The organism is Streptomyces sp. NBC_00203 (genome assembly GCF_045206325.1).
In the GTDB taxonomy this organism is placed as follows: Bacteria; Actinomycetota; Actinomycetes; order Streptomycetales; family Streptomycetaceae; genus Streptomyces; species Streptomyces lutosisoli.
The window spans coordinates 2,487,221-2,500,010 of sequence record NZ_CP108126.1 but is presented as its reverse complement, the minus strand read 5'-3'; the positions used below and the strand labels follow the sequence as shown (position 1 = coordinate 2,500,010).

Annotated in this window: 13 protein-coding genes; 8 read left to right on the top strand and 5 right to left on the bottom strand. The window is 69.9% G+C overall.

What is annotated here, in order from left to right; all coding sequences use genetic code 11:
* Nucleotides 1–28 precede the first annotated feature (28 nt).
* Nucleotides 29–586 (top strand): SigE family RNA polymerase sigma factor, encoded by a 558-nt coding sequence (locus OG975_RS11525; protein WP_406329029.1) that lies wholly within the window; start codon nucleotides 29–31, stop codon nucleotides 584–586.
* Entirely contained in the window at nucleotides 583–1,794 is a 1,212-nt protein-coding gene (locus tag OG975_RS11520; protein ID WP_406329028.1) for a WD40 repeat domain-containing protein, read from the top strand. Before OG975_RS11525 ends, OG975_RS11520 begins: the two co-directional genes overlap by 4 nt.
* Here the strand turns inward: OG975_RS11520 and dapA are convergent.
* Nucleotides 1,781–2,680: a 4-hydroxy-tetrahydrodipicolinate synthase gene (gene dapA, locus OG975_RS11515; protein WP_406329027.1), complete on the bottom strand. Its 900-nt coding sequence runs from the start codon at nucleotides 2,678–2,680 to the stop codon at nucleotides 1,781–1,783. The two genes, OG975_RS11520 and dapA, sit on opposite strands and share 14 nt — an antisense overlap.
* A gap of 174 nt (nucleotides 2,681–2,854) precedes the next feature.
* On the opposite strand from dapA, the gene OG975_RS11510 reads away from it, so the two are divergent.
* From OG975_RS11510 to OG975_RS11495, 4 genes are all read left to right on the top strand, one after another.
* A complete protein-coding gene (locus OG975_RS11510; protein ID WP_327427816.1) occupies nucleotides 2,855–2,983 on the top strand; it encodes a hypothetical protein in 129 nt (42 codons plus the stop codon).
* Nucleotides 2,980–3,645: a hypothetical protein gene (locus tag OG975_RS11505; protein ID WP_406329026.1), complete on the top strand. Its 666-nt coding sequence runs from the start codon at nucleotides 2,980–2,982 to the stop codon at nucleotides 3,643–3,645. The genes OG975_RS11510 and OG975_RS11505 overlap by 4 nt, the downstream gene beginning before the upstream one ends.
* 250 nt (nucleotides 3,646–3,895) lie before the next feature.
* Nucleotides 3,896–4,564 (top strand): ArsR/SmtB family transcription factor, encoded by a 669-nt coding sequence (locus OG975_RS11500; protein WP_406329025.1) that lies wholly within the window; start codon nucleotides 3,896–3,898, stop codon nucleotides 4,562–4,564.
* A 19-nt stretch (nucleotides 4,565–4,583) separates the two neighbouring features.
* On the top strand, nucleotides 4,584–5,318 hold the full coding sequence (locus OG975_RS11495; RefSeq protein WP_406329024.1) for an SRPBCC domain-containing protein: 735 nt from the start codon (nucleotides 4,584–4,586) through the stop codon (nucleotides 5,316–5,318).
* 92 nt (nucleotides 5,319–5,410) lie between these two features.
* On the opposite strand, the gene OG975_RS11490 is transcribed toward OG975_RS11495, so the two are convergent.
* Nucleotides 5,411–7,234: an endonuclease/exonuclease/phosphatase family protein gene (locus OG975_RS11490; RefSeq protein ID WP_406329023.1), complete on the bottom strand. Its 1,824-nt coding sequence runs from the start codon at nucleotides 7,232–7,234 to the stop codon at nucleotides 5,411–5,413.
* A gap of 281 nt (nucleotides 7,235–7,515) precedes the next feature.
* Here OG975_RS11490 and OG975_RS11485 point away from each other — a divergent pair, with 281 nt between their 5' ends.
* Nucleotides 7,516–8,949: a hypothetical protein gene (locus tag OG975_RS11485; protein ID WP_406329022.1), complete on the top strand. Its 1,434-nt coding sequence runs from the start codon at nucleotides 7,516–7,518 to the stop codon at nucleotides 8,947–8,949.
* A 123-nt stretch (nucleotides 8,950–9,072) separates the two neighbouring features.
* Here OG975_RS11485 and OG975_RS11480 read toward each other — a convergent pair whose 3' ends face one another.
* The 3 genes from OG975_RS11480 to OG975_RS11470 all read right to left on the bottom strand — a co-directional run bounded on the left by OG975_RS11480 (nucleotide 9,073) and on the right by OG975_RS11470 (nucleotide 11,028).
* On the bottom strand, nucleotides 9,073–9,519 hold the full coding sequence (locus tag OG975_RS11480; protein ID WP_406329021.1) for a hypothetical protein: 447 nt from the start codon (nucleotides 9,517–9,519) through the stop codon (nucleotides 9,073–9,075).
* Between the two features lie 37 nt (nucleotides 9,520–9,556).
* Nucleotides 9,557–10,717, bottom strand: coding sequence for a hypothetical protein (locus OG975_RS11475; RefSeq protein ID WP_381261157.1), 1,161 nt, complete (start codon nucleotides 10,715–10,717; stop codon nucleotides 9,557–9,559).
* Between the two features lie 71 nt (nucleotides 10,718–10,788).
* A complete protein-coding gene (locus OG975_RS11470) occupies nucleotides 10,789–11,028 on the bottom strand; it encodes a hypothetical protein (protein WP_406329020.1) in 240 nt (79 codons plus the stop codon).
* A gap of 302 nt (nucleotides 11,029–11,330) precedes the next feature.
* Between OG975_RS11470 and OG975_RS11465 the strand changes: the two genes are divergently transcribed.
* Nucleotides 11,331–12,788, top strand: coding sequence for an alkaline phosphatase PhoX (locus tag OG975_RS11465; protein WP_406329019.1), 1,458 nt, complete (start codon nucleotides 11,331–11,333; stop codon nucleotides 12,786–12,788).
* Nucleotides 12,789–12,790 lie beyond the last annotated feature (2 nt).

Here is a 12,790-nt window from a genome sequence, read left to right as displayed (position 1 = left end):
GGGGGCCGCCGAGGAAGAGAAGGTGACGATGGATGCCGAAGCGCAGGAGAGCTTCCGGGAGTTCGTGGCGAACCGGTCGTCCGCGCTGCTGAAGACGGCCGTACTGCTCAGCGGCGGCGACCGGCACGCCGCCGAGGACCTGCTGCAGAACGCCCTGGTCAAGGCCGTGGGGCGATGGAACCGCATCGACGAGCCCGAGGCGTACGTACGACAGATCCTGTACCGGCAGCAGGTGAGCCGCTGGCGGCTGAAGTGGCCCAGACGGGAACTGAGCGTCGCCGAGCCGCCCGAGGCGTCACTCGGCGCGGACGCCCAGTCCGCCGCCGAACTGCGCATGGTGATGCGCGGGGCACTCGCCCGGCTCACGGCGCGGCAGCGCACCGTCCTGGTGCTGCGCTACTTCGAGGATCTCCCCGAGGCCGACGTGGCCCGGCTCCTCGGCTGCTCCGTCGGGACCGTCCGGTCCACGACGCACCGCTCGCTCGCCCGGCTGCGGGCGCTCGCTCCCGAACTGGCCGAACTCGGCCCGGGGGACGCCGAACAGCCGCCGTCCCGTGACTTCTCGCCCGTGGAGGTGCGTTCGTGAACGTCGAAGAGCTCGTACGTGACTCCTTCCGTGAGCAGGCCGCCGACGGCGCGTTCGCCCCGCCCGGCTTCGCCGACCGCGTGCTCGCCGTCCGCAGGCGCCGCAGGACCCGGACGATCGCGGGCGCCGCGGTGGCAACCGCCGCTGCCGTCGCGGTGGCCGTCGCCGTGCCGCTGCTCGACACCGGTGGGGACGACGTCCGGCCGGCCAGCCAGATGAACCGGAGCGACATCATCGCCCATCCGGACCAGTCGCCACCGCGCGATCTGATCGCGGCGGGGGACACGGCGGTCGCCGCGTTCAGCACCACCAAGCAGGTGAAGCAGCCGAACAAGGACAAGATCGTCACGCGGACCTACAGTCTGCTGGACCAGAAGACCGGCAAGTATGTGAAGGACTCCCGCTGGTCCTTCGTCGACGTCGCGCCGGGCATGCGGACCGCGGCCGTCCTGGAGCGTGAACTGCCCGCGAAGCGCGTCGGGTTGCTCAACCTGATGACCGGCAAGGTGGACCGCTGGATCCCGGTCGGGCAGGGCGTGGCCGGCGTCCACTTCTCGCCCGACGGCAAGAAGCTCGTCGCCACGACGTACGCCAAGAACCCGGACCGGCTCTACTGGAGCAAGAAGATCCCGGTCAACGACACCGTCGAGCCGCAGTCCGTGCCCAGCCGCACCGGGTTCACCGTCATCGACGTCGCCTCGGGGAAGGGCGACTGGCACAAGGCGCCGTACTGGAAGGACGAGATGGGCTGGTCGCCCAACTCCCGCGCGGACTTCGCGTTCAACCACGACGGCAAGCTGCTCTACGAGCAGATCGCGATGGCGCCCGGCCGCATCTACCACGACCTCCAGGGCAAGAAGGTGCCCACGCCCGCCGACGAGAAGCACCTCGGCTGGACGGACGCGGGCCTCTCGCCCGACGGCAAGCTGGTGGCGGGCGAATTCGCGGGCGAGGGCAAGGAGATCGCCTCCGAGATCGTCGATCCGCTGACCGGCAAACGCATCACCAAGGTGCCCGGTCAGATGCTGCTCGCCTGGGCCGACAACAAGCGGATCATCGCCTGGGGCATCATCCCCGGCACCAACGAGTTCAAGCAGCAGCTCGTCCTCGTCACCGTCGGCAGCGACAAGATCGTGCCCCTGAGCGACTTCCGCACGCCCAAGGACAACACGGCCGGACGCTGGGAGCCCCTGTTCAGCACACGCTGACCAGCTCCTCGTAGGCCGCCAGCAGCCCGTCGACCGTCTCCCGGCCGGCGGGCCGCAGCGGTGAGCGGACCGGCCCCGCGGGCAGCCCCAGCGCGCCCAGCAGCCCCTTCGCGGTGACTGTGCCGGGCAGGCCGGCCGACATCATCAACTCGATCAGCGGGATGGCCCGTTGCTGACGGCGAATTGCCCCGGCCGTGTCCCCGGCGTCGAACGCGTCGAGAACCGCACGGAACTGACGGGGCGCCACATTCGCCACGGTGCTGATGAAACCGGCCCCGCCGACCGCCCGCGTCGCGAGCACGTACTCGTCGCAGCCCGCGTAGTACGCCAACTCCGTGCGGGCCAGCACCTTCTGGGTGCCCAGGAGGTCGTACGCACAGTCCTTGACCGCCACGATCCTCGGGTGCTCGGCGAGCCGGATCATCGTCTCCGGCTCGATGCGCGTGCCGGTGCGTCCCGGGATGTCGTACAGCGCGAGCGGCAGCCCCGAGGCGTCCGCTATCTCGCGGAAGTGCGCCTCGACGGCGTCCTGCGGGGGCCTGCTGTAGTACGGCGTGACGACCAGCAGCCCGTCCGCGCCCGCCTTTTCGGCCTCCAGGGCCAGCTCCACAGTGTGCCGGGTGTCGGCCGTGCCGACCCCCGCCACGATCGACGCCCGCTCCCCGACAGCCTCCCGCACCGCCCGCACCAGCGCGGACTTCTCCGCGTCCGTCGTGGTCGGGGACTCGCCCGTGGTGCCGGAGAGGACCAGCCCGTCACAACCGTCCGAGACCAGCCGGTCGGCGAGGTGCTGCGCGCCGTCGAGGTCGAGCGCGCCCGCCTCGGTGAAGGGGGTGATCATCGCGCAGAGGGCGCGGCCGAAGGGAGTGGTGCCCGGTGTCGTCATGTCAACAGTCTCGACACCTCGACCGTGAAGCTCCACTTAATTCTCCTACGATGTACTGGCAACGGATGCTACGGAATGCGGGCTCGTGGGCGACCGAGGCCCTAGTGCCAGATCGGCCCCTTATGGGTCACCATGGCGAGGACGGAAGTCGGCGGCAGATTCGCGGGAGGCGTCATGAGGCTCGGCAAGGCACTCGCCACCGGAGTTGCGGAAGAGCAGGCCCACACGCAGGACGAGGAACTCCCCGAAGTGGTCGAGGAGTTGGAGGCGTCCGTGCCTGAAGAGGTCCCGGTCGCCCGATGAGGCTGCGGCTCCCCGAGGAACGACCGACGGAGCCGCCGACCGGATACAAGATCGCCCACCCGGTGCTGTCCCAGGACGGCACCCGGGCCGGGTTCACCGGCGTATCGCTGGGTGGCGCGCTGCCGTACGGAGTGCTGGACGAGGCGCACTGTGTCTACGGGCGACGGCACCGGGCGCCGCACCGCCGCTGCGACTGCGGCTTCCACTGTGTACACGACTCCGCCGCCGCCGAGGCGATGCTCTGCACCGCCGAGCATCGCGCGGCTGTCCTCCTCGACGTCACCGTCCTCGGCGCCTACATCCGCTTCGAACAGGGCTTCCGCTACGCCCGCCAGCGGGTACGCGCCGCGACCGTCGGCCCGTGCGCCTGCGGCGCCGTGGCCGGAGCCCTGGCCGACGCGGGCTGGGGGCGGCCGGGGTGGCGCGCGCTGACGGCGGCGTGCGCGGGATGCGTACGCGGTCGTACGTCCCTCTCGCTCGCCTCCTTCGCCCGGCTGGCGGGGGAGGGGCTGCGGGTCCGGGCCGGAAGCGGTGCGGTGGCCGCACCCGCCGACCTGGGCGTCTCCGAGCTCGTTGCCGAGGCGGCCCTGCTGCAGGCCCGACTCGACTGGTTCCAGACCCAGTTGGCCCGCCTGGACGAGGGCGGGCAACAGGCCCGCTGAGGGTCGCGGCGCCAGAGGCGGCGCGCACCAGGGTGCCGCCGCCCGGTTTCGCCGTGTCCTCCCGCCGATGACTCTGATCGTCGGGATCTCCGTCGTGCCCTCCCGCGGACGACTCTGACCGCCGGGATCTCCGTCGTGTCCCCCGCCGGCAACCTTGTCCATCGGGGCCTCCGCCTTGACCCCCGCCATGCCCTCCACCGACAACTCTCATCGCCTGGACAAAAAAAGTTTTCGGTGGGAGGGTGGAGTCATGTTGGACGTGACCGTGATCGAGGACGCAGAGGCCGCCGCCGTCTCGCTGGACCCCATACGGGCCCGGCTGCTGGCCGAGCTGGCCGCCGGGCCCGCGTCGGCCGCCATGCTGGCCGGGAAGGTCGGGCTGCCCCGGCAGAAGGTGAACTACCACCTGAAGGCGCTGGAGCGGCACGGCCTGGTCGAGCTCGCGGGTGAGCGCCGCAAGGGCAATGTCACCGAGCGGCTGATGCGGGCGACCGCGGCGTCGTACGTCATCTCGCCGCTCGCCCTGGCCGCCGTGCAGCCCGACCCGGACCGCTTCCGGGACCAGCTGTCCGCCCGCTGGCTGCTCGCGCTGGCCGCCCGGCTCGTACGGGACGTCGGTTCGCTGATCACCGGTGCGGCCAAGGCCCGCAAGCGGCTCGCGACGTACGCCCTCGACGGCGAGGTGACCTTCGCCTCCGCCGCCGACCGGGCCGCGTTCATCGAGGAGTTGACGGTCGGCGTCGGCGCGCTGATCCGCAAGTACCACGACGGCAACGCGGAGGGCGGCCGCCCGCACCGGATCGTCGTCGCCGTCCACCCCACGCTCAAACCCGAAGCCGTTGAAGCCGCTGAAGTCGCTGAAGTCGCATGCATCGCGGATGTCGCGGACGCCACGCAAGCCGTAGAAGCCGGACACTGATCACTCAGGAGCCATCACCATGTCCAAGGAATTCGAGATCGCCCGGGAGTTCGAGGTCGATGCCGCGCCGGAGGAGGTGTGGGACGCGATCACCGGCGGTACCGGCGGCTGGCTGTGGCCGATGGAGTTCGAGCCTCGCCAGGGCGGGGCCGGGCCCTTCGGCTCCACGCTCACCAACTGGGACCCGCCGCACCGGCTGACCAGCCTGGTCGAGGACGTCGAGGGAATCTCCCAGCAGACCCTCAACCAGATCGACGAGACGATCGAGCCGCGCGACGGCGGCCGCCGCTCCTGGATGCGTTACGTGCACAGCGGGATCTTCGTCGAGGACTGGGACAACCAGTACGACGGCGCGAGCAAGCACACGGACTTCTATCTGCACACCCTGCGCGAGTACCTGACCCACTTCGCGGGCCGCCCGGTCGCCTTCTCGACGTTCGACGGACCCGGGGCGTCCATGGCGTCCGACGCCTTCGCCACGGTCGGGCGGGCGCTCGGCCTCGCGGACGACACCGCCGGGGGCGCGCGGGTCCGGGCCCAGGGCCCCGACGGCGCGGTCCTCGACGCCGTGGTCGACTACCGCGACCCGTACTTCATCGGGCTGCGCACCGACAGCGCCCTCATCCGCTTCTTCGGGCGCAACCACTGGGGCGCGCCGGTCGGCATCAGCGTCCACGACTTCGCGGCCGACGCCGACGCCAAGCGGAACGAGACCGCTTGGCAGGGCTGGTTGAACGGCGTGTTCGGGGCCTAGGCCCAGGCAGGGGAAGAGCCCGGCCCCCCGGACGACGGGGCCGGGCTCTTCCCTGTGCGGGGCTGCGGCCGAGGCCGCGGCCCGCTACAGGCCTACGGCCGGAACCGCAGCACCTGCGGGTCGTGGTCGCTGATCTGGTCGTTGAACTCCGAGTTGATGTGCACGCTGTCGTACTCGAAGCAGTCCTTGCGGATCGACGGACTGATCAGGATCTGGTCCAGGACCTGCTGGTTGCCCTGGTAGTCGTACGTGTAACGCTCGCTCTTCGGCAGCGACTTGATCGCCGACCAGAGCTCGCCGTCACCTTCGAGGATCTTGGCGGTGTCGGAGAACTCGAAGTCGTTGATGTCGCCGAGGGTGATGACATCGGCGTTCTTCTGCGTGTCCAGGATCTGGTTGACGAAGGCGTTCACCGCCGTCGCCTGGAGGTGACGCTGGGTCTCCGAGCTGCGTGCCACCGGCTGGTACTGCGAGGTCAGCCCCTGGTCGCCACCCTTGGAGTTGAGGTGGTTGGCGATCACGAAGACCGTCTTGCCCTTGAAGACGAACTCGCCGGCCAGCGGCTTGCGGCTGGACGTCCAGGCCGTGTTGGCCGGGTCGATGCGACCGGGGGAGGCGGTGAGCTGCGCCTTGCCGTGCACCTTCGTGACGCCGACCGCGGTCGTGGCGTCGCCGCCCGCGCGGTCGGTGAAGGAGACCCGCTCCGGGTTGAACAGGAACACCTGGCGGATGTTGCCGCCCGGCTCACCGCCGTCGGTGTCGTTGGTCGGCGTGATGGAGCGCCAGTCGTACGTCGGGCCGCCCGCCGCGACGATCGCGTCGATCAGCTTGTTCACCGTCACATCGGCGGCGACCGTGCCGTCGTCCGTCGCACCGTTGTTGTCCTGGATCTCCTCCAGGGACACGATGTCGGGCGACTGCAGGTTGTTCACGATCGCGGCGGCGTGCTCCTCGAACGTGGCGTCGGACGGGTCGAGGTTCTCGACGTTGTACGTCGCCACCGCGAGCTCGTTCTTCGACTGCTTCTGCGTGGTCTCGCGCTCCAGACCGGCGCTCTGCACGGTGCCGAGCTGGCTGGCGACGAGGGTGTAGCCGCCGTACGCGTTGAAGTCCAGCGGGCCGGCCGTGACGCCGGCGAGCGTGTCGCCGACGTTCACCTTCGGGAAGTCCGCCGTCGCACCCAGCGACTGGATCTGGAGGCGGCCGGTGTTCTGCGAGGTGTACGAGCCGTAGACCGTGCCGCCGCGGCGGTTGGCGTGCTCGCGCGGCTTCACCGTGACCCACAGCTCGCTGTACGGGTCGGTGGCGGTGACCACGCGGGTGTCGGCGACCTGGACGTTCATGCCCTCAAGGGACTCGTAGTAGTCCAGGGCGTACTTCGTCGGCTCCAGGGTCAGCCCGTTGATCGAGCCGCTCGCGGCGGTGTCGCCCGCGGGGGTGTAGTCGTCCGGTACGGACGTGGCGTCGACGACCGTCGCGGCCGGGACGGCGTTGCCGCTGGAGAGCACGGTCACCGTCGGCTTCGAGATCTCCGTCAGCGACTGGTTGCCGGTGGACGCGCCGCCCGGGACGTACTCCGAGACCGTGCCGGAGACAGTGACGGAGTCTCCGACGGCGACCTTCGGGGTGGAGCTGGTGAAGACGAAGACGCCCTCACTGGTGGCCGGGTTGTCGTCGGCGTCCGGGTCCTGGAGCCAGAAGCCCTTCGAAGAACCGTAGGTCCGCACGGCGGTGACGATGCCGGGTACGTCCGTGACCTTCGTCCCCGCGAGCGGGGAGAGGCGGGTCGTGCCCTGGATGTCGTGGATGCGGACGGTGTCCGCGTGAGCCGGGGTGGTGAGCACCACGGCGGAAAGGGTGGAACAGACCGCGGCGACGGTCAGCGCGCCTATGCGCGTCGTTCTCTTGCTCGGCAAGGGAATCCCTCCGGGGACGTACTTGAGCGCCGGGACGAGGGTGGGGCAGTGGGGGGAGCGCGACCTGCGTGCGGGCCGGTGACGCGCGTGGAAGTGTGGGCGACCGGGTGGCCGTGCAACTTCTACGCGCGTAAATCTCGTGTGTGACCAGGGGAGTTGTCAAGGTTTCAGCGGTGTACGGCTCCTGTCAGGGACATGAACCGGGCGGCATGGGTGGAAATCCGTCTAGGCTTGCCACGATTACCTTGCATGTCCTGGTTGTTCGGAGGAGAACCCAGCCGATGTCAGACAGCTCGCCCTTGCCGCCGGTGCGGCTGACTTCCGAAGCGGAGCTGGCGCGGGACGCGCTCGCCGCACCGTTGCTCTCCCGCGCCGCGCGGCTGGCCCGCTGGGCGGGTCCGGACACGCGCGTCGGCGCGGGGGGCGAACTCGTCGAGGAACAGCTTCCCGAGGCCGCCGCCGCACTCGGGCTCTCCGGGGACGACGCGGCCGCCCTCGCCAGTGAGGCCTGGCGGGTGGCCGTCGACACCGGGCTCGTCGGGATCGTGGACGAGGAGGAGGGCACCGTCGACGCGGGCGAGGACCTCTCGCTCCTCACCTCCGGAGGACCGCAGGACGTCCTGGGCGTGTGGCTCGGCGCACTGGACACGGTGCTGGCCGACGCGAGCGTGCCCGACCTGGACGATCTCGTCGGTGCGATGGACGAGGGCGGCGAGATCGACTTCTCCTCCCTGGACTGGGATCCGGAGGCCGAGGCCGAGTTCCTCGACGGGGTGCTCGGCAATCTGTATCTGCTCACCGTGAGCGAGGAGGGGCCCGGCGAAGGGCCCATTCCGCTGCCCGCGCTCGCCGCGTCGATGATCGTGCCCGACGACATGGGGGAGCCCACCAACGACGTCCTGGAGCAGGTGTCGGACGCGATGATGCGGCTCGACGACCAGTTCCGGCTGCTGGAGCCCATCGGACTCGTCGACTTCCAGCCCGTCGACGAGGCGTTGATGGCGGAGCCCGACGAGGAAGCCGAGGAGCCGGCGGCCGTCGACGACACGGACGTCTCGCGGTACGGCATGGTGCGGCTGACTCCGCTCGGGCTGTACGGGATCCGGGCGCGGCTGCTCGAAGCGGGCATGTCCGCTCCCGCGGTGGGCGACCTGGCGGACAAGGGGGCGGACACGCTGCTGGACGGCACGTCCGCGTTCCCGCCGGCCGCGGCCCAGGCCGAGACCGAGCAGTGGCTCGCCCGGCGCGAACCGCTGCCCGCCGCACGGGAGTTGCTCGCCGCGGCCCGCGGTGCCGACGCCGGAGCCCCGCTGCGCCGGCTGCGCTGTCAGCAGGCGCTCTCGCTCGTCGGCATGGAGGCCGAGCCCGCGCTGCGCGAAGTGCTCGACGACGCGGAGCTGGGCGGGCTCGCCCGGGTCTGGCTCTCCGAGCACGGCGTGCCCGACGTGCCCGCGCCGTCCGAGGCGATGGTCTTCTGGCTCACCATCGACACCCTGGCGGCCCAGCTCGCGGCCGAGGGCAACTCCGACGAACTCCAGTCCCTGGTGGAGGGCCTGGCCCAGCAGCACAGCGGCTTCTTCGCCACGGCGTGGCGGGTGGACCACCCGGCTACGCCGGATGTCCTGGAGGCCATGGGGCGGCTGCACCCCGACAAGAAGGTGGCCAAGGAGGCTCGTAAAGCGGCGTTCAAGGCCCGCTCCCAGCAAGGGAGTTGAGAGCGCGGCGATGCGGCGGGGGCAAGGTTTGCCCCCGCCGCTCCATGCGTCAGGTCAATGCGTCGGCCCGATGCGTCGGCAGTGGTGCCGCTCGATGCGTCGGCAGGCGTACCGCTCGATGTGTCAGCAGTGGTACCGCGTCGTGTGCTTGAACGACGACGTCGCGCCGTTGAAGCCGTAGGTGCCGCGGTAGGCCGGCGGGTTCTGGAACTCGCCGACGACGGTGATCGTGGTGGCGCAGGAGCCCTGGCCGGCACGCTTCGCGTCGAGGCGGATCGTTTCCCCTACGTAGCCGCCCGTGATGTCCCAGGGGGCGCCGCAGATGCCGGAGGTGATCTGGCCGCCGGTCACGACGTGCGGGTAGGTGTTGGGGTTGTACTTCACCTCGATGGCGAAGGTGACCGCCCCGTTGTGCAGTTCCAGCTTGGCGGACGTGGAGACGGCCTCGACGGAGACGTCCTGCTGTGAGGCGAACGCCTCGTCCCGGGTCTTGACCTCCGCGCCCTGCGGGTTGTGGAAGCGGTGCTCGGAGCCGGCGTGGCTCTTCTGCCGCTTGGCCTGCGTGGTCATGCTGATTCCCTCTTCCTGCGCGGGTATTGAGTGACCGTCAGGCCAGCTGCTCGGCGATTTCCACCCGCAGCAGTGTGCGAACGTTCTCGATGTGGTTGGCCACGGTGACGACCGAGGACCCCGCGAAGAGCAGACCGGTCGCGACGTTGTCGAGCGAGGTCACCAGCGAACCGGAGTCGCCGCCCGCCGAGATGTTCGTGGTCAGGATCTGGTCCTTGAACCTGGCCGTCCCCGCCGTGCCGTAGCTGACGTCGATCGTGGCGTCGACCGCGATGATCCGGCCGAAGCTGATGTTCGTCGTGCGGCCGGTCTTCTTCACCAGGTCGCCGACCGCGACGTTGGCCTTGCGCCGCCAGGCGCGCGGCGCACCGCTGAAGTACTGCTCACGGGTGGCGTCCTGGAACTCCACCGCGCCGAGTGCGCAGTCGACCACGTTGTTGTGGCGCTCCACCGGGGTCTGCGGTGCGAACTGGATCGTGATGAACCGGTCCAGGGTCGCGATGCGGTCCGCCGGGTCCGTGCCGCCGTCGAACACTCCGGGCTGCAGGATCGCGCTGCCCAGCTGTGCCCGGTTGGAGTCGGCCAGCACGTGGTTGTTGGAGAGGATGTAGAACTTCGACGGTGTGCCGAGGCCGGGCCCCGGGGGGTCGACGGTGGCGCCCGGCAGGAAGTCGTACACCACGCTGCCCAGTGTGCCCGCGGTCACCCGTACGTTGCCGACCGAGAAGCCGGAAGGGGACGGGCGCATACGGCGCTTGAGGAGCTGCGGCTCGAACTGTCCGAGCCCGCTGAGCTCTTCCAGCAACGGCTGTGAGAGGCCGGCGAGTTGCTCGGCCATGCTGCCGTCGGGCTGGTAGGAGACACCGCGGTCCTCGGAGCGGGGCGAGGTCCTGCGCTGCTGCTGACGCTGCGCGGCGACATGGCCGACCGCGACTACGTCGGTGGGGGTGCCGTCGTCCATCACCCGCGGGATGACGTCCCGCTCGGGAAGCTGCGACTCCGGAACCTTCTGGGTCACGAACACCAGCACGGCTGCCTCGCCCGTGGCCTGTCCGTCGATCCACTTCACGCCGTGGCCGAAGCCGACGACGTTGGCCAGCGGCGACTGCGGCCGCAGGAAGTCTGAATTCGCTTGCTGGCGGGAGCTGTCACTCAGCTGACCACCAGTCGGTCCTCGCATCATTTCGGGCTGGCTCACGCCAGACCACCTCTTCAGTTTCGGCTCTGGGTTCCTTACGGGCCGCGGCGCGGTGACTCAGCGCTCAGGGCTCACAAGTTCTCTTCCCGAGCGCTCACTTCACCGATCGCGAGCACGCGCACCGGTACGCCGTCGAGCTCGTCCGGAACCACGTCTTCTTCAAGGAGCCGGTCACGGGGCACTTTCCGGGTGACGAAGACGATGATCACGTCCTGTCCCGAGTGCTCGTCCCTCCCGGTGCCGACTCCGCTCACGTGGGCCAGCTTCATGAGCCGGCCTTCGTGGAGGCGCCTTACCCGCTTTGCGTCCATCGGGCTCGCCTCCCGTTCGGGTGGTGTGCTCTTCCTGTCTATGGCCAGGGGTCCCCGGAGTCAAGGCATTCTGAAATGAATCACGAGTTTCGCTACCATTCGCGCCTGTTGACCTTCTTTACGAAGATTATTCCGCCCATCGGTTCGAGTGCGAGAGGTTTCACGGATTCACGGAAGCGGGACCCCTGAAGTTGGCCCATGTTCAACTCCCGTTCAGGCACGGGCGGGACCGTGTGGCCGCAAACGAGGTCCGCCACCCCGCCCCCCCACGACAGTCCCACTCCACCGACACAGGAGACACCATGTCGCTCACCCGCAGGGACTTCGCCAGACGATCCGCGATCACGGGTGCCGGTGTCGCGCTGGCCGGCAGCGTTGGCGCCCTCGCCACCGCTCCCAACGCCCTCGCGTCCACCGACACCGACATCGACACCGAGAGCACGGGCGAGGAATCGGCGGACGGACACGGCGGTGTCGGCTACGGGCCGCTGATCACCGACCCGAACGGCCTGCTCGCGCTGCCCGCCGGGTTCTCGTACCGCGTCATCACCTACAGCGGCAAGACCAAGCTGGAGTCGGGCGAGTTCACGCCCTCCAACCACGACGGCACCTCCACCTTCTGCGGCCCGCGCGGCGCCACCCTCCTCGTCAACAACCACGAGCTCCGCGGCCCGCGCGCCAACTGGCCCCACCCCGTGCCGCTCACCGAGGGACTCGTCTACGATCCGGCCGCGTCCGGCGGCTGCACGGTCGTCGAGGTGCGCGGGGACAAGGTCGCCGAGTGGGTCGGCATCGCGGGCACCTCCACCAACTGCGCGGGCGGCAACACCCCTTGGGGCACCTGGCTCACCTGCGAGGAGACCGAGGACAAGGCCGGCGCCAACGGCATGACCAAGGACCACGGCTACGTCTTCGAGGTCGACCCCGAGGACCGCCGCCGCAACCAGAACCCCAAGCCCATCAAGGCACTTGGCCGCTACGCCCACGAAGCGGTCGTCGTCGACCCCAAGCGCGGCCGCCTCTACCTCACCGAGGACGCCGCGACCCCGAACGGCCTCCTGTACCGCTGGACGCCCCCGCAGGGCTTCGAGCACGGCCACGGGCAGCTCGGCACCCTCGCCGACGACGCCGGCTCGCTCCAGGCCTTCAAGTGCTTCGACTCCGGCGGCCAGTTCGTCGACGACCTCTCCCGCGCCACCAAGATCGGCACCGTGTACGGCGTCGACTGGGTGGACGTCCCCGACCGCGACGCCAAGACCACCTCCGTGCGCAAGCAGTTCGCCGACGGCCAGGTCACCCGCGCCCGCAAGCTCGAAGGCATGTGGTGGGGCGACGGCGGTACGTACATCGTCTCCTCGTACGCCCGCACGGAGAGCCCCGTCCAGCACGACGGCGCCGTCTGGTTCTACGACCCCAAGCGCCGCACCCTGACGCTCAAGGTCCTGATCGGCGTGAACCCTGACCCGTCCGTCGACGGCGCCTTCGACGGCCCCGACAACATCACCGTCTCCCCCTACGGCGGCCTCGTCATCGCCGAGGACGGCGAGGGCATCCAGCACCTCTTCGGCGCCACCGACAGCGGCCGCACGTACCCGATCGCCCGCAACGAACTCAACATCGGCACCGCCGAGGCGCCCGAGTACAGCGAGTTCACCGGCGTCACCTTCTCGCCCGACGGCAAGACCCTCTTCGCCAACATCCAGGACCCGGGCATCATGCTCGCCATCACCGGCCCTTGGAAGCGCCAGAAGCGCGCCTGATT

Excerpts from the sequence above, each read along its gene's own strand:
- OG975_RS11525 (WP_406329029.1), top strand. The coding sequence starts at position 29 with ATGGATGCCGAAGCGCAGGAGAGCTTCCGGGAGTTCGTGGCGAACCGG.
- dapA (WP_406329027.1), bottom strand. The coding sequence starts at position 2,680 with ATGACGACACCGGGCACCACTCCCTTCGGCCGCGCCCTCTGCGCGATG.
- OG975_RS11510 (WP_327427816.1), top strand. The coding sequence starts at position 2,855 with ATGAGGCTCGGCAAGGCACTCGCCACCGGAGTTGCGGAAGAGCAGGCC.
- OG975_RS11505 (WP_406329026.1), top strand. The coding sequence starts at position 2,980 with ATGAGGCTGCGGCTCCCCGAGGAACGACCGACGGAGCCGCCGACCGGA.
- OG975_RS11500 (WP_406329025.1), top strand. The coding sequence starts at position 3,896 with ATGTTGGACGTGACCGTGATCGAGGACGCAGAGGCCGCCGCCGTCTCG.
- OG975_RS11495 (WP_406329024.1), top strand. The coding sequence starts at position 4,584 with ATGTCCAAGGAATTCGAGATCGCCCGGGAGTTCGAGGTCGATGCCGCG.
- OG975_RS11485 (WP_406329022.1), top strand. The coding sequence starts at position 7,516 with ATGTCAGACAGCTCGCCCTTGCCGCCGGTGCGGCTGACTTCCGAAGCG.
- OG975_RS11480 (WP_406329021.1), bottom strand. The coding sequence starts at position 9,519 with ATGACCACGCAGGCCAAGCGGCAGAAGAGCCACGCCGGCTCCGAGCAC.
- OG975_RS11470 (WP_406329020.1), bottom strand. The coding sequence starts at position 11,028 with ATGGACGCAAAGCGGGTAAGGCGCCTCCACGAAGGCCGGCTCATGAAG.
- OG975_RS11465 (WP_406329019.1), top strand. The coding sequence starts at position 11,331 with ATGTCGCTCACCCGCAGGGACTTCGCCAGACGATCCGCGATCACGGGT.